This window comes from Pseudomonas sp. CYM-20-01 (genome assembly GCF_023169845.1).
Taxonomy (GTDB): Bacteria; Pseudomonadota; Gammaproteobacteria; order Pseudomonadales; family Pseudomonadaceae; genus Aquipseudomonas; species Aquipseudomonas azotoformans.
On record NZ_AP025169.1, the window covers coordinates 5,528,397 to 5,547,267 of the forward strand.

The following is an 18,871-nucleotide window of genomic DNA, read 5'->3' on the forward strand; positions in this document are numbered from 1 at the left end:
AATGCGCACAGAGAGAAGGAGCTTATCGCAACAGCGTTAGAACGTAGACTGAATTTTCAGGCCAGCCACCAACGCGTTGTCGACTTTGTCCACGCCGCCAGGCTGGACGACGTATTGCAGGTTAGGACGCACGGTCAGCCAGTTGGTGACGTGGAAGCCGTAGTTGATTTCGAAGTTGTACTCGGTTTCGCGGATTGGCGTGTAAAGCGCATTGTCGTAGTCGTTCACGCCATTGGCGACGTTGAGCAGTTCGGCGTTTTTCTTCACGTCGTTGTTGACGTGCAGACGCGCGGCACCAATACCCACGTCGTCTTTTGGACGCGCATCGAATGGGCCTTTGTACACCAGCATCAACGACTGATAGTTGTCGACCAGGTTGGTTTCTTTGTCGTGGAAGGTGGCGTTGGCCGCGATGTTCAGACCGCGGGAAGCGTCGCCGTTGTGCGTGGTGAGCTGCTGTTGGGCAACGAACCAGTAGCCTTTCTTGCTGCTATGGGTACGGTAGGCGGCGCCAGTGGTCGCTGCATCGTTGCCGTTGATGTCTTCACGGACGTCAGAGGCATCAGCCGCGCTCTTGTAGTAACCCACACGGTATTCGCCCGGCAGGTTGTTGACCTTAGGCGACCAGACCAATTCCACCGGGATCACGGTGCCCTTGGTGCCACTGCCGCTGAGCTTGAAGCCGTTGCCGTGCTCCAGCTGCGATGGGTTCTGGTTGTATGCACCGATTTGCGCATACAGCTCAGGCGTGATGTTGTACTTCACGCGGATCGCGGCCTGGCTGACAGGCCAGTTGTACCAGGTGTTGACATAGTTACCCACTTGCGAACCGCAGAACGACAGGTTCTGGAAGTCGCACGGGAAGGTGTTGAAGTCTTCGCCTTCGCCGAAGTAACCGAGTTTCACGTCCAACTTGTTGTCGAACATCTGGTGCTGGATCCAGAACTGGGTCAGACGCACCATGTGGCCACGGCCGTAGACTTCCATCGAAGAACTCAGCGTGCCGGCACGCGGGTCGCCAATGCGGTCGTTGGAGATGTTCTGGCCATTACGGTTGGTCAACTGGATCTTGGCCTGGGTATTGTCCCAGCCCCACAGTTTTTGCAGGTCAAGTGCCACGCCGAGACCGAACTGGTCAGAGTAACGACCGGTCTTGTCGTGGTTGTAGCCGCCCTTGGCGTTGTAGCCCATCTCCCCAACGTAGTCAGCCTTGATGTCGATACCTTGCTCGATCAGCTTGGTACGCTCACCGCCCCAATCGCCGGTCATCCACTTGGAATCAGCGCTGAATGCATCGGCCGCCATCGCATTGGCGGACAGTACCAGGGCTGCTGCAGCTGACATTTGGCAGATCAGCCGAGTGTTGTTGTGTTGCTTTTTCATCCCTACATCCTCGTCTTTATTGTTATTAAACTGTTTTTATCTAACGCGGTTTACTTTTTTTATCTAAAACAACAACTTATCTGCTTCAGCGGCCTTTGAATTGGGCCACGTTGTCGGCATGCCCCTGTGTGGGCGATGAAGAAACAGTGCCCAGTCGCTCGCCCGTGTTGGCGTCGAACAGCAGTACCTTGGAAGGATCGAATTGCAGGCTCAGGGTCTCGCCCACCTGCGGTGCCACGTCGGGTGCCAGGCGGCAGCAGACCTTGGTGTCATTGAGTTGCACGAACACCAGGGTGTCCGGGCCGGTTGGCTCGGTCACCTGGACTTCGGCACGAATGCTCGACGCACTGTTGCCCTCGCCCGCCGCCAACATGATCTGCTCCGGACGCAGGCCCAGGATCACGTCGCGATCTTCCAGGCCGGCATCCGTGGTGTTCAGGGCCAGCTCACAACGCGCCTGGCCGCTGTCGAGCAATGCCACCAGGCGGCCGTCCTTGCGCTGCAGACGCAGCGGCACGAAGTTCATCGGCGGCGAACCGATAAAGCTCGCCACGAACTGGTTGGCCGGATTGTTGTAGATCTCTTTCGGCGTGCCGAACTGCTGGATGATGCCGTCCTTCATCACCGCGACCTTGTCGCCCAGGGTCATCGCTTCGATCTGGTCGTGGGTCACGTAGACCGTGGTGGTCTTGAGACGCTGGTGCATCAGTTTCATTTCGGTACGCATTTCGACACGCAGCTTGGCGTCGAGGTTGGACAGCGGTTCGTCGAACAGGTAGATCTTCGGCCGACGCGCCAGGGCACGGCCCATGGCCACGCGCTGTTGCTGGCCGCCGGAGAGCTGGCCCGGCTTGCGGTTGAGCAGGTGTTCGATCTGCAGCAGCTTGGCCACCCGCGCCACTTCGGCGTCGATATCGGCCTGGGGCATCTTGCGGATCTTGAGGCCGAACTCGATGTTCTCGCGCACGCTCATGGTCGGGTACAGCGCGTAGGACTGGAACACCATGGCGATGTCACGGTCCTTGGGGCTCATGCCGCTCACGTCCTGGTCGCCGATCATGATCGCGCCGCCGGTGATGGTCTCAAGGCCGGCGATGCAGTTCATCAGCGTGGATTTGCCGCACCCCGAAGGACCGACCAGGATCAGGAATTCGCCTTCCTTGATCGACAGTTCGATGTTCTTCAAGGTGTCGGGCAGGCCGGCGCCATAGGTCTTGTTTACATTGCGAAGTTCAAGCGTAGCCATGATTACCCCTTGACCGCGCCGGCCGTGAGGCCGCGCACGAAATACTTGCCTGCGATCACATAGACCAGCAGGGTCGGCAGCCCGGCGATCATCGCCGCCGCCATATCCACGTTATATTCCTTGGCCCCGGTGCTGGTGTTGACCAGGTTGTTCAGCGCCACCGTGATGGGCTGGGAGTCGCCGCTGGAGAACACTACGCCGAACAGGAAGTCGTTCCAGATCTGGGTGAACTGCCAGATCAGGCAGACCATGATGATCGGGGTCGACATCGGCAGAATGATCTGACGGAAGATGGTGAAGAAGCCCGCACCGTCCAGACGCGCGGCCTTGATCAGCGCATCCGGGATGCTCACGTAGTAGTTACGGAAGAACAACGTGGTGAACGCCAGCCCGTAGACCACATGCACAAACACCAGGCCGGTGGTGGTGCTGGCCAGGCCCATCTTGCCGAGGGTGAACGACGCCGGCAGCAGCACGGTCTGGAACGGCAGGAAGCAGCCGAACAACAACAGGCCGAAGAACAGCTGCGACCCCTTGAAGCGCCAGAACGACAGCACATAGCCGTTCAATGCACCGATGGCGGTAGAGATCAGTACGGCCGGAACGGTGATCTTGATCGAGTTCCAGAAGTAGCCGTCCACAGTCGCCCAGGCCTTGACCCAGCCGATGCCGGTGACCACGGTCGGCCAGCTCAGCAGGTTGCCGGAGCTGATGTCTTCCGGGGTCTTGAAGCTGGTCAGCAGCATCACCACCAGCGGCACCAGGTACAGCAGCACGGCGAGGATCAGCACCGCGTAGATCGCGATGCGACTCAGGCTGATGGCAGGTTTGGAGGCGAGACTAGTCATGACGTTTGGTCCTCAGCTCGGAGTAGAGGTAAGGCACGATGATCGCGAGGATCGCACCGAGCATCAGGATGGCACTGGCCGAGCCCATGCCCATCTGGCCACGGCTGAAGGTGAACGAGTACATGAACATCGCCGGCAGGTCGGACGAGTAGCCGGGGCCGCCAGCAGTCATCGCGGCTACCAGGTCGAAGCTCTTGATCGCAATGTGCGCCAGGATCATCACCGCACTGAAGAACACCGGACGCAGGCTGGGCAGCACCACGCTCCAGTAGATGCGCGGCAGGCTCGCGCCGTCGATCTGTGCGGCGCGCACGATCGATTGATCGACGCCACGCAGGCCGGCGAGAAACATCGCCATGATAAAGCCCGAGGCTTGCCACACAGCGGCGATCACCAGGCAGTAGACCACGCGGTCCGGGTCGATCAGCCAGTCGAGACGGAAGCCTTCCCAGCCCCAGTCACGCAGGAGTTTGTCCAGGCCCATGCCCGGGTTGAGCAGCCATTTCCAGGCGGTACCGGTGACGATCATCGAGAGCGCCATCGGGTACAGGTAAATGGTGCGGATAAAGCCTTCGCGACGGATTTTCTGGTCGAGGAAGATCGCCAGGGTCACGCCGATGACCAGGGTGATGCCGATGAACATCCCGCCAAACACCGCCAGGTTCTTGCTCGCTACCCACCAGCGGTCGTTGTCGAACAACCGCGCGTATTGCGCAAGGCCCGCCCATTTGTAGCTTGGCAGGAACGTGGAATTGGTGAACGAGAGTACAAACGTCCACAGGATGTAGCCGTAGAAGCCCACCAACACGATGAACATGCTGGGCGCCAGCACCAGTTTGGGTAGCCAGCGCTGCAGTGCATCGAACGGCGAGGCTTTGCTGAACACAGCAACAGAACTCATGGGGAAATCCAGTACAGGGAAAAAGGACTACAGGAACAAGCCTTGCGGGGGGCCAGGGAGTCCCCCCACAAGGTCAACCGTTACTTGGCGGACTTGATCGCAGCGCCAAGTTTCTTGGCGGTGTCGGCCGGGTCGGCTTTCGGGTCGTTGATGTAGTTGGTCACGACGTCAAAGAACGCACCTTGCACCGCCAGGGTCGTGGCCATGTTGTGCGCCATGCTTGGCTGCAGGCCGCCGGTCTTGGCGTCTGCCAGGAAGTCCTTGGCAGCGGTCTGGGCGCAGGAGTCGAAGCCGTACGAGTCCATTTTGTTCAGCATGTCGTTACGCACAGGGATCGAACCCTTGTTGATGCTGAACACTTTCTGGAAGTTTTCACCCAGCACGACTCTGGCAATGTCCTGCTGACCGGCAGCAGTGCCTTTGTCTTTCTGCTTGAACACCGCCAGGGAGTCGATGTTGTAGGTGAAGGCTTTGTCGGTGCCCGGGAAGGCTACGCACTCGTAGTCCTTGCCGGCGACTTTCTTGGCGGCGGTCCATTCGGACTTGGCCCAGTCACCCATGATCTGCATGCCGGCCTTGCCGTTGATGACCTTGCCTGCTTCGAGGTTCCAGTCCTGGCCTTTGCCGTCGACGTCCATGTAGGTCGCGACTTTCTTCAGCTCGGTCAAGGCCTTGACCATTTCCGGACCGGTCAGTGCGGCGTTATCCAGGTCGACCAGGGCTTTCTTGTAGCCATCGGCACCCATCACCGAGAGCACCACCGCTTCGAACACGGTGCTGTCCTGCCAAGGCTGGCCACCATGGGCGAGCGGAATAAAGCCGGCTTTCTTCAGCTTGTCGCCAGCGGCGTAGAATTCTTCGAGGGTGGTCGGGTTCTTGGTGATACCGGCTTTCTTGAAGACTTCCGGGTTGATCCACAGCCAGTTCACGCGGTGGATGTTGACCGGTACGGCGACGTAGTCACCTTCGTACTTCACGGTATCGGAGACTTTCTTGTCGAGCAGGGAGTCCCACTTTTCTTCTTTGGCGACGTCTTTGAGCACGTCGGTGTCGAGCAGGCCGGTGGACGCCCATTCCTGGATATCAGGGCCTTTGATCTGGGCAACGCCTGGCGGGTTGCCGGCGACTGCACGGCTTTTCAGCACAGTCATGGCCGTGGCGCCACCGCCACCTGCGACGGCACCGTCTTTCCAGGTGAAGCCGTCTTTCTCAACTTGGGCCTTCAGGACATCTACAGCCGCCTTCTCACCACCCGAGGTCCACCAATGCACAACTTCAACCGTCCCTTTCGAGTCGGCGGCAAATGCACTGAGGGGAAACAACGAGGCAATGGAAATAGCGACGGCGAGGCGATTAATCGCGTTCATCTGAGTACCTTTTCTTGTTGTTATGCATGCAAGTCTTAGGCTTGCGCTGCACGGAGTTTAAACAGGGTTTTTTGAGGCGCAGGTAACAAAGGGATGCACAAATGTCACCAGTTGGTGACATAGCGTCCAGCCCCGATGGCACTGGCCATGCTGGGTGCCAAGGGCAGTGCGGGCAGCACTACCGCTTGCCAGGCATGGTACAGGTCCGGCTTGCCGCCCCATATTTTGCTGCTGGGTTGGTTGTGCGGGCTGAGTTCGTGGTGCCAGCTGCCGTGGATGCGGTCGATAAAGTGGGTTTCGCAGAACTCCCAGAAACGCCGGTACCAGGTTTCGTAATGCAATTCGCCGGTGCGTTTGAGCAAGGCCTGGGCAGCGGCGCTGGCTTCGGCGTGGGTCCAATGCAGGCGCTCGCGCACCACCGGGCGGTGGTTCCAGTCCAGGGTGTAGACGATGCCGGGGGCGCCATCCACCGCCCAGGCGTAATCGCAGGCACTGGCAAACAGGCCTTTGGCATCGGTCACCAGCCATTCGGGTGTGGCGAGCCCGGCTTGCAAGCGCGCGGCCTCAAGGTGCAGCACCAGCCGCGCCCATTCGAAGCCATGGCCGGGGGTGATGCCGTAGGGGCGGAAGCCATCGGCGGGGTTGTCTTCGTTGTAGCCGAGCAAGGGCTGCCAGGTGGTGTCGAAATGCTCGATGACCATGTACTGGTTGCCGGCGGCATGGGTGTGGATCACACGTTCGACGATGCGCAGGGCGCGGTCCAGCCAGCGTGTATCGCCGGTCACATCGGCCAGGGCCAGGAACGCCTCGGTAGCATGCATGTTGCTGTTGGCGCCGCGGTAGGCTTCGACGCCGCTCCAGTCCTGGGCAAAGGACTCAAGCATCACGCCCTCCTCCTCGCTCCAGAAGAACTGGTCGATGATATGGATGGCGTCGTTCAGCAGGTTTTGCGCGCCGGGAGCACCGGCCACCACCGCCGAGCTGGCGGCCAGGGCGACAAAGGCGTGCAGGTAGGCGGCCTTGCCACGGTTGCCGTCGACGGCATGGGGCGTGGCGAACCAGCCACCGTGCTCACTGTCGCGCAACGGGCCGTTGAGGGAGGCAACCCCGTGCTCAATCAGTTCGGCGTAACCGGGCAACCCCATGGCGTGGGCCATGGCGAAGCTGTGGATCATGCGGGCGGTGTTCATGGTTTCGGCGCGGGCATCGGCCGGCAACCGGCCTTTGTCGTCCAGGTTGCCAAAGCCGTCGGGCAGTCGAGACGCCTTGGCAAACGCCAGCAGGCGCTGGCCTTCGGCAGCGAGCCAGACGTGATGGGCAGGCGCGTTCAGCCAACTGCTGGCAGGCAGTGGTTGGGTGGTCATGGGGGGCCCTTATTATTGTTTGTGGGATCACCGGAGTCTAAACAAGGGCGCGGTGGGGGCAAGTAACGAAGGGGATGGGAAATGTCACCGAGTGGTGACATTTCCATCAGAGACTTTATTGCCCGAGCGGGGTGACTCTCGCCGGCGCGTTGAGCTGTTGGTTGAGGGTCTGCACCTGGCTCTGCAAGGTGGTGATATTGCGCGTGGTCTGGATGCGGAACACGTCGAACTCCTTGTTGGTAGGCCCATCACTGCTGGCCGACGCGTTGTCCTGGGCGCTCTTGAGCACCACGAGGTCCTGTTCGATACGGGCGATGGCGGCGCTGGGGTTGCCCTGTTTCTTCAATGCGGCCACGTCGGCGGTCAGTTCCTTGATCTCGTTATCGCGCTTGGCCGCGTCACCTTGTGCCGCCTTGAGCGTTGCCACGGCGTCGGTCAACGCCTGGACCTGGCCTTGCAGCTTGCTGTTGGCGTTGGACAGGTCAGTGGTGCTGGCGGTCATTTGCGCCAGGCGCTTGTCCAGCTCGGTGGCCTGGCCGGCCACACCGACTTGCTGCTTGCCCTGCTCCAGCAGCTGGCTTTCAAGCTGCTTGATCTGCAGTTTCAGCGCTTCGCTGCCGTTGTTGACGCTGGCCTCGCTGGCCACCACCTTGCCGGAAATATCCTGCAGGCGCCCCGCCGCTTCTTCGCTGATGCGCGCAAAGCTCTCCTGGGTGGCCACCAACTGCTGGCCCATCAGGGAGATCTGCTGGAAGCTCCACCAGGCCAGGCCCGCAAAGGCGATCAGCAGCGCACCGATCAAGGCCCACAACGGGCCGGTGCTGGCGCTCTTGACCTTGACCACCTTGGGGTTGCGCGAACGCACCGAGGTGGCCGGGGTAGGCTCGAAATCATCGTCATCCCCGACATCGGCCCGCAGGCTGGGAACGTTGTCGAAGTCGTCTTTAGCATCGTTACGCATGAATCAACCCTGAATCGGTGAGGTGGCGAGCGACGGGAGTATAAACCGCGTTCCCGGCGCTCTGATCGACCCGGAACGCCGAATTCGGTTCCCGAAGTGTTGCCTGTTGTGTGCTTACTTCAACCCAGGGTCCTGGGCCTTCCACCAACTGCAGAACTCGTCGAGGGCGGTCCACAGGCTGACCTTTGGCTCGTAATCCAGATAATGCCTGGCGCGGCTGATGTCGAGGGTGAAATCTTTGTTCATCACTTGCATGCCCAGGCGCGACAACGCCGGCTCCGGACGGCCCGGCCACATCGCACAAAACGCTTCGTTGAGCGCCGCCACGCTGTAGGACAAACCGTAGGACCGATACCGCGTCACCTGCGGTAGCTCCATCTGGCGCATCACGTAGTTCACCACATCCCACACCGGCACTGGGGTACCGTTGCTGATGTTGTAGGCCTTGCCCAGCGCCGAGCCCGTGGCGAGCAGGCTGCTGAGCAGCGCTTCGTTGAGGTTGTGCACACTGGTGAAATCGACCTTGTTGAGGCCGTCGCCGACGATGGCCAGACGATTCTTGCGCTGCATTTTCAGCAAGCGCGGGAAGATACTCATGTCACCGGCGCCCGTGACGAAGCGCGGGCGCAGGGCCAGGACTTCGAGGCCGAACTCCTGGGCACCGAACACCTTCTGCTCGGCTAGGTACTTGGTAGCGGCATAGGGGTGTTTGAAGCGTTTGGGCACTTGCTCTTCGGTCAGGCCCAGATGATCGCGCCCATCAAAATAAATCGACGGCGACGACAGGTGCACCAGCCGGCCGACACGCTCCTTGAGGCAGGCTTCGACGACATTTTCGGTGACCAGCACATTGCCCTGATGAAAGTCCTGATACTTGCCCCACAACCCGACAGCGCCGGCGCAATGCACCACGGCTTCGACATCGCGGCAGAGGTCGCGCACCAGGTCGGCGTCATTCAAATCACCCTGGATAAACTCGGCGCCGCGCCTGACCAGGTGCTCCACACCTTCGGCACGTCGCCCGTTGACCCGCACGTCCAGGCCCTGCTCCAGGGCGAAACGCGCAAAGCGCCCGCCGATGAAGCCGCTTGCGCCGGTGACCAGAATCTTCATGTATTACCCCATGTTCTTTCGTTTTTCATCGCTGTTGCCTTGACGCGCGTCATCACTCCAACGGCACCAACCATTGGCCACACGCCTGGGCCAGATGATCGGTCAACAAGCCCAGCAGTTGCCCGCCACTGCGCCAATGATGCCAGTACAACGGCACATCGATGGGCTTATCTGGCAATAACTCGACCAAGAGGCCCTTTTCCAGTTGGTCGCGTACCTGCAATTCCGGCACCAACCCCCAGCCCAGGCCCGCTTCCGTGAGGCGGATAAAGCCTTCGGACGATGGGCATAAATGGTGTTCGAAACCGCCATCCACACCGAGGGATGCCAGGTAGCGGTGTTGCAGGAAATCATCCGGACCGAACACCAAGGCCGGTGTGCGTGCCAGTTGGTCGGCGCGCACGCCGTCGGGAAAATGCCGGGCAATAAAGGCTGGGCTCGCCAATGCCCGATAACGCATGGCCCCCAGCAACAGGCTACGCGCCCCGGCCACCGGGCGCTCGCTGGCGCAGATGCAGGCCGCCACCTCACCGGCACGCATGCGCTTGAGACCTACAGTCTGGTCCTCCACCACCAGATCCAGCAGCAGATGCTGCTCGGCGCAAAAACCACTGACGGCCTCGGCCCACCAGGTGGCGAGGCTGTCGGCGTTCAACGCGATGCGCAGGCGTTCGGGCATGCCTTCCTCATCCAGGGCCGGCACGTGGCTTTGCAGGTCGCGCTCCAGCAAGCGCACCTGTTGCACATGGTTGAGCAGGCGACGGCCAATATCGGTGGGCGTCGGCGGCGTGGCCCGCACCAGTACCGGCTGGCCGATGCGCGCCTCCAGCAGCTTGATGCGCTGGGAGATCGCCGACTGCGACAGCCCCAGCACCTGGGCGGCGCGCTCGAAGCCCGCCTGTTCCACCACCGCCGCCAGGGCGGAAAGCAATTTATAGTCGAACATCAGTTTCTCTAATGAGCGATCAGCAATATTGGTTTTTCTTATACAGCCTGCGCCCTGAGAATAGCCAGCATCGCTTCTCTCTTTACAAGGAACCTCCCATGGCTGGCGAAACCGCCCTGGCAACCCTGCTGCGCAGCATGAGCCCCCATCTGAATGACGGCGACTATGTGTTCTGCACCCTGCCCGATCAGCGTATCCCCGCCGGTTGCGAGGTAATCGGCAGCTTCCGCGAACAGGAGGGCCTGACCCTGATCGTCGAACGCCAACAGGCGGAACGGGCTGGCCTGGCCTTTGATTACGTCGCCGCGTGGATCACCTTGAACGTGCATTCAGCCCTGGAAGCCGTGGGCCTGACCGCCGCCTTCGCCAGCGCGCTGGGCCAGGCCGGCATCAGTTGCAACGTGATTGCCGGCTATTACCACGACCACCTGTTCGTCGGCCGTGCCGATGCCCAGCGTGCCATGCACGTGTTGCAGCAACTGGCGGCAAACGCGGAGTAGACCCTATGTGGCAGAGCTATCTGAATGGTTTGCTGGTCGCCCTCGGCCTGATCATGGCCATCGGCACCCAAAATGCATTTGTGTTGGCGCAAAGCCTGCGCCGCGAACATCACTTGCCAGTAGCCGCGCTATGCGTGGTGTGTGATGCCCTGCTGGTGGCCGCCGGGGTGTTCGGCCTGGCGACGGTACTGGCGCAGAGCCCGATACTGCTGGCGGTCGCACGCTGGGGCGGCGCGGCTTTCCTGATCTGGTACGGCGCCTGCGCACTGCGCCAGGCCTGTTCGAAACAGAGTCTGGATCAGGGCGGCAACCTGCAGGTCCGCTCGCTGCGCGCGGTGATGCTGAGCGCACTGGCCGTGACCCTGCTCAACCCGCACGTGTACCTGGACACCGTGTTGCTGATCGGCTCACTCGGCGCCCAACAGACCGAGCCCGGCGCCTACGTGGCCGGTGCCGCCAGCGCATCGTTCCTGTGGTTCGCCACCCTGGCGCTCGGCGCGGCGTGGCTGGCGCCCTGGCTGGCACGCCCGGCCACCTGGCGCCTGCTGGACCTGTTGGTGGCGGTGATGATGTTCAGCGTGGCCTATCAATTGATCAGTGCCTGAGGAATATTCCAAACGCTCTGGAACCTCTATCCCACACAGTTGTTGCGTGGTTTTGCCGCACCCCCGGTGCTATGATCCGGACCCTGCGCCGCAAAGAGTACAAACTCCCCGGCGCTTGTTTGGCCGCCCGTGATCGGCCTTGCGCTCACCGCAACTGACCTGATTAGGAGATTTATCATGGCTTTCGAATTGCCGCCGCTGCCCTACGCACACGATGCCCTGCAGCCGCACATCTCCAAGGAAACCTTGGAATACCACCACGACAAGCACCACAACACCTATGTCGTGAACCTGAACAACCTGGTGCCAGGCACCGAGTTCGAAGGCAAGACCCTGGAAGAGATCGTCAAGTCCTCTTCGGGCGGCATCTTCAACAACGCTGCCCAGGTCTGGAACCACACCTTCTACTGGAACTGCCTGGCGCCAAACGCCGGCGGCCAACCTACCGGCGCGCTGGCTGAAGCCATCAACGCTGCGTTCGGTTCGTTCGACAAGTTCAAGGAAGAGTTCACCAAGACGTCCGTCGGCACCTTCGGTTCCGGTTGGGGCTGGCTGGTTAAAAAGGCTGACGGTTCCCTGGCCCTGGCCAGCACCATCGGCGCCGGCAACCCGCTGACCAGCGGCGATACCCCGCTGCTGACCTGCGACGTGTGGGAACACGCCTACTACATCGACTACCGCAACGTGCGTCCAAAGTATGTGGAAGCGTTCTGGAACCTGGTCAACTGGAAGTTCGTGGCTGAGCAGTTCGAAGGCAAGACCTTCACTGCCTAAGCACTGCTTGCAGTAAAAAAAGCCCGGCAAATGCCGGGCTTTTTTGTGGTTGAAATCAATGCTGGATAGTTGGAACTCACTGACATGAATCGGCCACCCAGCACGTGAGAGAAATAACTCTCTCAGTTCATGCAGGAGAGTACGCAATGGATCCGTTATCGATCGCGTCAGCTATTACAGGGATTGTGCCGCTGACAACTAAAATCGCCGATGTAGTAGGTAAAGGTCTGGACTTGGCGGGAAAAGGCGTTGACTTATTTAGCAAGGTGCTGGATTTGAATAGCAAAGACGGGAATGAGCCAGCGAGCAAAATCTGCAACGACGTTCATCAGAAGAATACGGCTCAGATTACTTTTAATTCCTAAAACATCCTTCAACCCCGCGCGGGATCCGAAAATGCGTTCGCTTTCGCTTTCGCTCCCGCCCCCTTCACTCGACAGTGTCCAGATTCCTTCAAGCCCCAATGTTCCTTTGACTGCCATGCCCAGATTGCCAATACTCATGGCATATTGAAGGCCACCCGCATGAGACAAGGAATGCCCCTTTGAAGCTGGAACTCAAAAACAGCTTGTCGGTGAAGTTGCTACGGGTTGTGCTGCTGTCGGCATTGATCGTGGGCGTCGCGCTAAGCGTGGCGCAGATCGTTTTTGATGCCTACAAGACGCGCCAGGCCGTAGCCGGCGATGCCCAGCGCATCCTCGACATGTTTCGCGACCCCTCCACCCAGGCCGTCTACAGCCTGGACCGCGAGATGGGCATGCAAGTCATTGAGGGCCTGTTTCAGGATGACGCCGTGCGCATGGCGTCCATCGGCCACCCCAACGAAACCATGCTGGCGGAAAAAAGCCGTGCCTTGCAGCAAGCGCCCAGCCGCTGGTTGACCGATCTGATCCTTGGCCAGGAACGCACCTTCACCACGGCGCTGGTGGGCAAAGGCCCCTACAGCGAATATTACGGCGACCTGAGCATCACCCTCGACACCGCGACTTATGGCCAGGGCTTTATCGTCAACTCGGTGATCATCTTTATTTCCGGGGTGCTACGTGCCCTGGCCATGGGCCTGGTGCTTTACCTGGTCTATCACTGGCTGCTGACCAAGCCGCTGTCACGGATTATCGAGCACCTGACGTCGATCAACCCTGACCGCCCCAGCGAGCACAAGATCCCGCAGCTCAAGGGCCACGAGCGCAACGAGTTGGGTCTGTGGATCAACACCGCCAACCAGTTGCTCGAATCCATCGAACGTAACACCCACCTGCGCCACGAAGCGGAAAGCAGCCTGCTGCGCATGGCCCAGTACGACTTCCTCACCGGCCTGCCGAACCGCCAGAAACTGCAGGAACAACTGGACAAGATCCTCATCGACGCCGGCCGTCGGCAACGGCGCGTAGCGGTGTTGTGCGTGGGGCTGGATGACTTCAAGAGCGTCAACGAGCAGTTTACCTACCAGGCCGGCGACAAACTGCTGCTGGCCCTGGCCGACCGCCTGCGCGCCCACAGCGGTCGCCTCGGCGCACTCGCCCGACTGGGCGGCGACCAGTTCGCCCTGGTGCAGGCCGATATCGACCAGCCTTACGAGGCCGCCGAGCTGGCACAAAGCATCCTGGACGACCTGGAGGCAGAGTTCGCCCTCGACCACGAAGGCATCCGCCTGCGCGCCACCATCGGCATCACCCTGTTCCCGGAAGACGGCGACAGCACCGAAAAGCTGCTGCAAAAAGCCGAACAGACCATGACCCTGGCCAAGACCCGTTCGCGCAACCGCTATCAGTTCTACATCGCCAGCGTCGACAGCGAAATGCGCCGGCGCCGCGAGCTGGAAAAAGACCTGCGCGACGCCCTCAGCCGCGACCAGTTCCACCTGGTGTACCAACCGCAGATCAGCTATCGCGATCACCGCGTGGTCGGTGTGGAAGCGCTGATCCGCTGGCAGCATCCCGAGCATGGCCTGGTACCGCCGGACCTGTTTATCCCGCTGGCCGAGCAGAACGGCACGATTATTCCGATTGGCGAGTGGGTGCTGGACCAGGCCTGCCGGCAATTGCGCGAATGGCACGACCTGGGCTTCACCGACCTGCGCATGGCGGTCAACTTGTCCACCGTGCAACTGCACCACACCGAGTTGCCACGGGTGGTCAATAACCTGATGCAGATCTACCGCCTGCCACCGCGCAGCCTGGAACTGGAAGTCACCGAAACCGGCCTGATGGAAGACATCAGCACCGCAGCCCAGCATCTGCTGAGCCTGCGCCGTTCCGGGGCGTTGATTGCCATCGATGACTTTGGCACCGGTTACTCATCCCTCAGTTACCTGAAAAGCCTGCCCCTGGACAAGATCAAGATCGACAAGAGCTTTGTCCAGGACCTGCTGGATGACGACGACGATGCCACCATCGTGCGGGCCATCATCCAGTTGGGCAAAAGCCTGGGCATGCAGGTGATCGCCGAAGGCGTGGAAACCGCTGAGCAAGAGGCCTACATCATCTCCGAGGGCTGCCATGAGGGTCAGGGTTACCACTACAGCAAACCCTTGCAGGCCCGGGAGTTGGCGGCATTTCTGAAGCAGTCGGAGCGTAACAACGCGGTAATTCTTTGACCGGCCAAAACGATACTGAATATTTCCCGCGTATAACCCTTTACACAAAATGCAAATCTTTCGCATTATGTCGCAGTTTTTTGCGCTCCCCCCGCGCGCCCCATCAACAACCGAAGCAGGATGTTCGCCATGATTCGTATGCCCCTGGCCACCGCCAGTCTGCTGGCCATTGCCATTTCTCTCGCCGGCTGTGGCGAAGGTAAAGACAAGGCCGCAGCGCCACAGGCGCCGACCCCGGCTGCCAGCACTACCGCTCCAGCGGCTGCCACCCCTGCCGGCCAGGTCGACGAAGCGGCTGCCAAGGCCGTGGTCGCGCACTACGCAGACATGGTGTTCGCGGTCTACAGCGATGCCGAGTCCACTGCAAAAACCCTGCAGACCGCGATCGACGCGTTCCTCGCCAAGCCGAACGACGAAACCCTGAAAGCCGCACGTACCGCCTGGATCGCCGCCCGCGTCCCGTACCTGCAAAGCGAAGTGTTCCGCTTCGGCAACACCATCATCGACGACTGGGAAGGCCAGGTGAACGCATGGCCGCTGGACGAAGGCCTGATCGACTACGTCGACAAGTCCTACGAGCATGCCCTGGGTAACCCGGGCGCCACCGCCAACATCATCGCCAACACCCAGATCCAGGTCGGCGAAGACAAGGTCGATGTGAAGGACATCACTCCGGAAAAACTCGCCAGCCTCAATGAGCTGGGCGGTTCCGAAGCCAACGTCGCCACCGGCTACCACGCCATCGAATTCCTGCTGTGGGGCCAGGACCTGAACGGCACCGGCCCAGGCGCCGGCAACCGTCCTGCGTCGGACTACCTGACGGGCGACGGTGCCACCGGTGGCCACAACGAGCGCCGCCGTACTTACCTGCGTGCCGTGACCCAACTGCTGGTCAGCGACCTGGAAGAAATGGTCGGCAACTGGAAACCCAACGTCGAAGACAACTACCGCGCCACCCTGGAGGCAGAACCTGCCACCGATGGCCTGCGCAAAATGCTGTTCGGCATGGGCAGCCTGTCCCTGGGCGAGCTGGCCGGTGAGCGCATGAAGGTTTCCCTGGAAGCCAACTCGCCGGAAGACGAACAGGACTGCTTCAGCGACAACACCCACAACTCGCACTTCTACGACGCCAAGGGCATCCGCAACGTCTACCTGGGCGAGTACACCCGCGTCGACGGCACCAAAATGACCGGCGCCAGCCTGTCGTCCCTGGTGGCCAAGGCCGACCCGGCTGCCGACACCGCCTTGAAAGCGGACCTGGCGGCGACCGAAGCGAAGATCCAGGTCATGGTCGACCACGCCAACAAGGGTGAGCACTACGACCAGTTGATCGCGGCCGGCAACGATGCGGGCAACCAGATCGTGCGCGACGCTATCGCCGCACTGGTCAAGCAGACCGGTTCGATCGAAGCGGCAGCGGGCAAGCTGGGCATCAGCGACCTGAACCCGGATAACGCTGATCACGAGTTCTGATCCAGGTGGGAGGGGGCTTGCTCCCGATAGCAGTGTGTCAGTGAAGCACGTGTTTACTGACACATCGCCATCGGGGGCAAGCCCCTCCCACATTTGACTGCATTGCCTCAACCCCGGTTTACATGCCCCGCACCCCAGGTAGAATGGCGCCTCTGCCCTATCTCGAGTGAATTTCATGGCGTTGCCGACCCTGCGCATCATCGGTTTCATCATCGGCATCTTCCTGATCACTCTCGCGATCGCCATGGTCGTGCCCATGGCCACCCTGGTGATCTTCGAACGCACCAGCGACCTGCCCTCGTTCCTGTGGGCCAGCATGATCACCTTTCTCGCCGGCCTGGCCCTGGTGATCCCCGGTCGCCCGGAGCATGTGCACCTGCGTCCACGGGACATGTACCTGCTGACCGTCACCAGTTGGGTGGTGGTGTGTGTCTTCGCCGCGCTGCCCTTTCTGCTGACCCAGCACATCAGCTACACCGACTCCTTCTTCGAAAGCATGTCCGGCATCACCGCCACCGGTTCCACGGTGTTGAGCGGCCTGGACACCCTGTCGCCGGGCATCCTGATGTGGCGCTCGCTGCTGCACTGGCTCGGGGGTATTGGTTTTATCGGCATGGCGGTAGCGATCCTGCCGCTGCTGCGCATCGGTGGTATGCGCCTGTTCCAGACCGAATCTTCGGACCGCTCGGAAAAAGTCATGCCCCGCTCGCACATGGTGGCGCGGCTGATCGTGGCCGCCTACGTGGGCATCACCATCCTTGGCAGCCTGGCGTTCTGGTGGGCCGGCATGGGCCTGTTCGACGCGATCAACCACGCGATGTCGGCGATTTCCACCGGCGGGTTCTCCACCTCGGATGAATCCCTGGCGCACTGGAAACAACCGGCGGTGCACTGGGTAGCGGTGGTGGTGATGATTCTCGGCAGCCTGCCGTTCACCCTCTACGTGGCCACGTTGCGCGGCAACCGCAAGGCACTGATCAAGGATCAGCAGGTACAAGGTTTGCTCGGTTTGCTGATCGTGACCTGGCTGGTGCTCGGCACCTGGTACTGGTGGACCACCAACCTGCATTGGCTCGATGCCCTACGCCATGTGGCGCTGAACGTGACCTCGGTGGTCACCACCACCGGTTTCGCGTTGGGGGACTACAGCCTGTGGGGCAACTTCTCACTGATGCTGTTCTTCTACCTGGGGTTTATTGGTGGTTGCTCGGGCTCGACAGCCGGCGGGATCAAGATCTTCCGTTTCCAGGTCGCCTACATCCTGCTCAAGGCCAACTTGAACCAGCTGATTCACCCGCGCGCGGTGATCAAGCAGAAGTACAACGGCCACCGCCTGGATGAAGAGATCGTGCGTTCGATCCTGACGTTTTCGTTCTTCTTCGCCATCACCATCTGCGCCATCGCCCTGGCCTTGTCGCTGCTGGGCCTGGACTGGATGACCGCCTTGACCGGCGCCGCCAGTACCGTATCCGGTGTCGGCCCGGGGCTGGGGGAAACCATCGGCCCGGCAGGTAACTTCGCCAGCCTGCCGGATGCGGCCAAATGGATCCTGTCATTGGGCATGCTGCTCGGCCGACTGGAGATCATTACGGTCTTTGTTCTGTGTATTCCGGCCTTTTGGCGTCACTGACAGCCGAGGTTTCCAACAACCGCGCCCGGTATTCGCCGGGCGTGGCATCGAACCAGCGACGAAACGCACGGAAGAAGTTACTCGGGTCGGCAAACCCCAGCAGGTAGGCGATTTCCAGCAAGGTCATGCTCGGCTGCGCCAGGTATTGCTCGGCGAGTTCGCGACGGGTGTCGTCGAGCAGGGTCTGGAAGCTGGTGCCCTCCTCCTGTAGCCGCCGCTGCAAGGTGCGTTGTGACAGGTGCAACGTCTGCGCCACCACTTCACGCTTGGGCTCGCCCTGGGGCAACAGCCGGCACAGCACTTGCCGCGCCTTGTGGGTCACGCGGCTTTCCGAGAAACGCGCCAGGTATTCACCGGCAAATCGATCATGCAACAGCGCCATGGCCTCGTTGGCCGTGGGCAGCGGCGCTTCCATGTCGGCCCGCTCGAAAATCAACGCGTCGTAGGGTGCGTTGAACTCCAGGGGTGCGTGGAAGGCTTGTTTGTAGGGTGCCAGGTCCGCCGGCTGATCACCTTGCAGCACCACCTTGCGCGGCTGCAGGGTGCGGCCGGTGAGCCAGCCACACAGCGCCAGGGCACTGGCCAACGAGGCTTCGGCGCTTTGCCGGGTCGGCGGCAGGTGATCGCCATGCACCGTCAGAATCAGCGCATACCCTTCGGGGATCAGTCGGAAACTCAGGTCGGCACTTTCAGCGATGATGCGCTGGTAACGCACCAGGCGCATAAAACCCTCGGCGAGGGTGTTGCTGGACATCAGCGCATAGCCCGCCACATGAAACGACGCCGGGCGCACCACCTTGCCCATGTTCAGGCCAATCGCCGGGTTGCCCGACAGCTCTACCGCGCGCTGCCATAGGCGGGTCATGCAATCCTGCGGGAACCGCGCATCGGGATCATTCAGGGCGGCGTAGTCCAGGCCCAGTTGCTTGAACAAGGCGCGGCAATCCAGGCCGTCCATTTCCAATGCCTTGACTATCCCCATCGCCCAGCTTGCAGAAGTTGTTCGTTCGCTCATGGCGTCTTCTTAATAAAGCAGGCTCAAACGACAGCCAGGAAGCCAAGGATACTAAAGTGGCATCTATTGTCACTGGCTGTTACTACTGATCACTCTAGACTCAAATAAGCTCCCCGCCGAACATCTGTTGGGCGGCATAACCACCAAAG

The 18,871-nt window shown here is 60.9% G+C and carries 17 protein-coding genes; 6 read left to right on the plus strand and 11 right to left on the minus strand.

Annotated features, from left to right (window positions below):
- Positions 1–36 precede the first annotated feature (36 nt).
- The 9 genes from M2497_RS25070 to M2497_RS25110 all read right to left on the minus strand — a co-directional run bounded on the left by M2497_RS25070 (position 37) and on the right by M2497_RS25110 (position 10,129).
- The gene (locus M2497_RS25070) at positions 37–1,383 is read right to left on the minus strand and encodes a carbohydrate porin (protein ID WP_248483955.1); all 1,347 of its coding nucleotides are present in this window, start codon (positions 1,381–1,383) and stop codon (positions 37–39) included.
- An 85-nt stretch (positions 1,384–1,468) separates the two neighbouring features.
- Positions 1,469–2,629, minus strand: coding sequence for a sn-glycerol-3-phosphate ABC transporter ATP-binding protein UgpC (ugpC, locus tag M2497_RS25075; RefSeq protein WP_248483957.1), 1,161 nt, complete (start codon positions 2,627–2,629; stop codon positions 1,469–1,471).
- 2 nt (positions 2,630–2,631) lie between these two features.
- On the minus strand, positions 2,632–3,477 hold the full coding sequence (locus M2497_RS25080; protein ID WP_010208187.1) for a carbohydrate ABC transporter permease: 846 nt from the start codon (positions 3,475–3,477) through the stop codon (positions 2,632–2,634).
- Positions 3,470–4,378 carry a sugar ABC transporter permease gene (locus M2497_RS25085; RefSeq protein WP_058423219.1) on the minus strand — a complete coding sequence of 303 codons (909 nt, stop codon included), beginning with the start codon at positions 4,376–4,378 and terminating at the stop codon, positions 3,470–3,472. The genes M2497_RS25080 and M2497_RS25085 overlap by 8 nt, the downstream gene beginning before the upstream one ends.
- 80 nt (positions 4,379–4,458) lie before the next feature.
- Positions 4,459–5,745 carry an ABC transporter substrate-binding protein gene (locus M2497_RS25090; protein ID WP_071496578.1) on the minus strand — a complete coding sequence of 429 codons (1,287 nt, stop codon included), beginning with the start codon at positions 5,743–5,745 and terminating at the stop codon, positions 4,459–4,461.
- 104 nt (positions 5,746–5,849) lie between these two features.
- Complete coding sequence (locus M2497_RS25095; RefSeq protein WP_248483959.1) at positions 5,850–7,109, minus strand: AGE family epimerase/isomerase; 1,260 nt, start codon at positions 7,107–7,109, stop codon at positions 5,850–5,852.
- 115 nt (positions 7,110–7,224) lie between these two features.
- Entirely contained in the window at positions 7,225–8,070 is an 846-nt protein-coding gene (locus M2497_RS25100) for an ATPase (RefSeq protein ID WP_248483962.1), read from the minus strand.
- 114 nt (positions 8,071–8,184) lie between these two features.
- Positions 8,185–9,183: an NAD-dependent epimerase/dehydratase family protein gene (locus M2497_RS25105; protein WP_248483964.1), complete on the minus strand. Its 999-nt coding sequence runs from the start codon at positions 9,181–9,183 to the stop codon at positions 8,185–8,187.
- Positions 9,184–9,235: 52 nt separating this feature from the next.
- Positions 9,236–10,129, minus strand: coding sequence for a LysR family transcriptional regulator ArgP (locus M2497_RS25110; RefSeq protein ID WP_248483966.1), 894 nt, complete (start codon positions 10,127–10,129; stop codon positions 9,236–9,238).
- 98 nt (positions 10,130–10,227) lie between these two features.
- Here M2497_RS25110 and M2497_RS25115 point away from each other — a divergent pair, with 98 nt between their 5' ends.
- From M2497_RS25115 to M2497_RS25125, 3 genes are all read left to right on the plus strand, one after another.
- Positions 10,228–10,629: an ACT domain-containing protein gene (locus tag M2497_RS25115; RefSeq protein WP_248483968.1), complete on the plus strand. Its 402-nt coding sequence runs from the start codon at positions 10,228–10,230 to the stop codon at positions 10,627–10,629.
- A gap of 5 nt (positions 10,630–10,634) precedes the next feature.
- Positions 10,635–11,234 (plus strand): LysE/ArgO family amino acid transporter, encoded by a 600-nt coding sequence (locus M2497_RS25120; RefSeq protein WP_248483970.1) that lies wholly within the window; start codon positions 10,635–10,637, stop codon positions 11,232–11,234.
- Positions 11,235–11,411: 177 nt separating this feature from the next.
- The gene (locus M2497_RS25125) at positions 11,412–12,008 is read left to right on the plus strand and encodes a Fe-Mn family superoxide dismutase (protein WP_003212997.1); all 597 of its coding nucleotides are present in this window, start codon (positions 11,412–11,414) and stop codon (positions 12,006–12,008) included.
- A 254-nt stretch (positions 12,009–12,262) separates the two neighbouring features.
- Here the strand turns inward: M2497_RS25125 and M2497_RS25130 are convergent, their stop codons facing one another.
- A complete protein-coding gene (locus M2497_RS25130; RefSeq protein WP_248483972.1) occupies positions 12,263–12,541 on the minus strand; it encodes a hypothetical protein in 279 nt (92 codons plus the stop codon).
- Between the two features lie 11 nt (positions 12,542–12,552).
- Here M2497_RS25130 and M2497_RS25135 point away from each other — a divergent pair, with 11 nt between their 5' ends.
- The 3 genes from M2497_RS25135 to M2497_RS25145 all read left to right on the plus strand — a co-directional run bounded on the left by M2497_RS25135 (position 12,553) and on the right by M2497_RS25145 (position 17,707).
- Positions 12,553–14,604 carry a bifunctional diguanylate cyclase/phosphodiesterase gene (locus M2497_RS25135; protein ID WP_248483974.1) on the plus strand — a complete coding sequence of 684 codons (2,052 nt, stop codon included), beginning with the start codon at positions 12,553–12,555 and terminating at the stop codon, positions 14,602–14,604.
- Between the two features lie 129 nt (positions 14,605–14,733).
- Entirely contained in the window at positions 14,734–16,077 is a 1,344-nt protein-coding gene (locus M2497_RS25140; RefSeq protein ID WP_071489432.1) for an imelysin family protein, read from the plus strand.
- Between the two features lie 175 nt (positions 16,078–16,252).
- Positions 16,253–17,707, plus strand: coding sequence for a TrkH family potassium uptake protein (locus tag M2497_RS25145; RefSeq protein WP_248483976.1), 1,455 nt, complete (start codon positions 16,253–16,255; stop codon positions 17,705–17,707).
- Here the strand turns inward: M2497_RS25145 and M2497_RS25150 are convergent.
- On the minus strand, positions 17,664–18,722 hold the full coding sequence (locus M2497_RS25150) for an AraC family transcriptional regulator (protein ID WP_248483978.1): 1,059 nt from the start codon (positions 18,720–18,722) through the stop codon (positions 17,664–17,666). The two genes, M2497_RS25145 and M2497_RS25150, sit on opposite strands and share 44 nt — an antisense overlap.
- Positions 18,723–18,871: the final 149 nt, after the last annotated feature.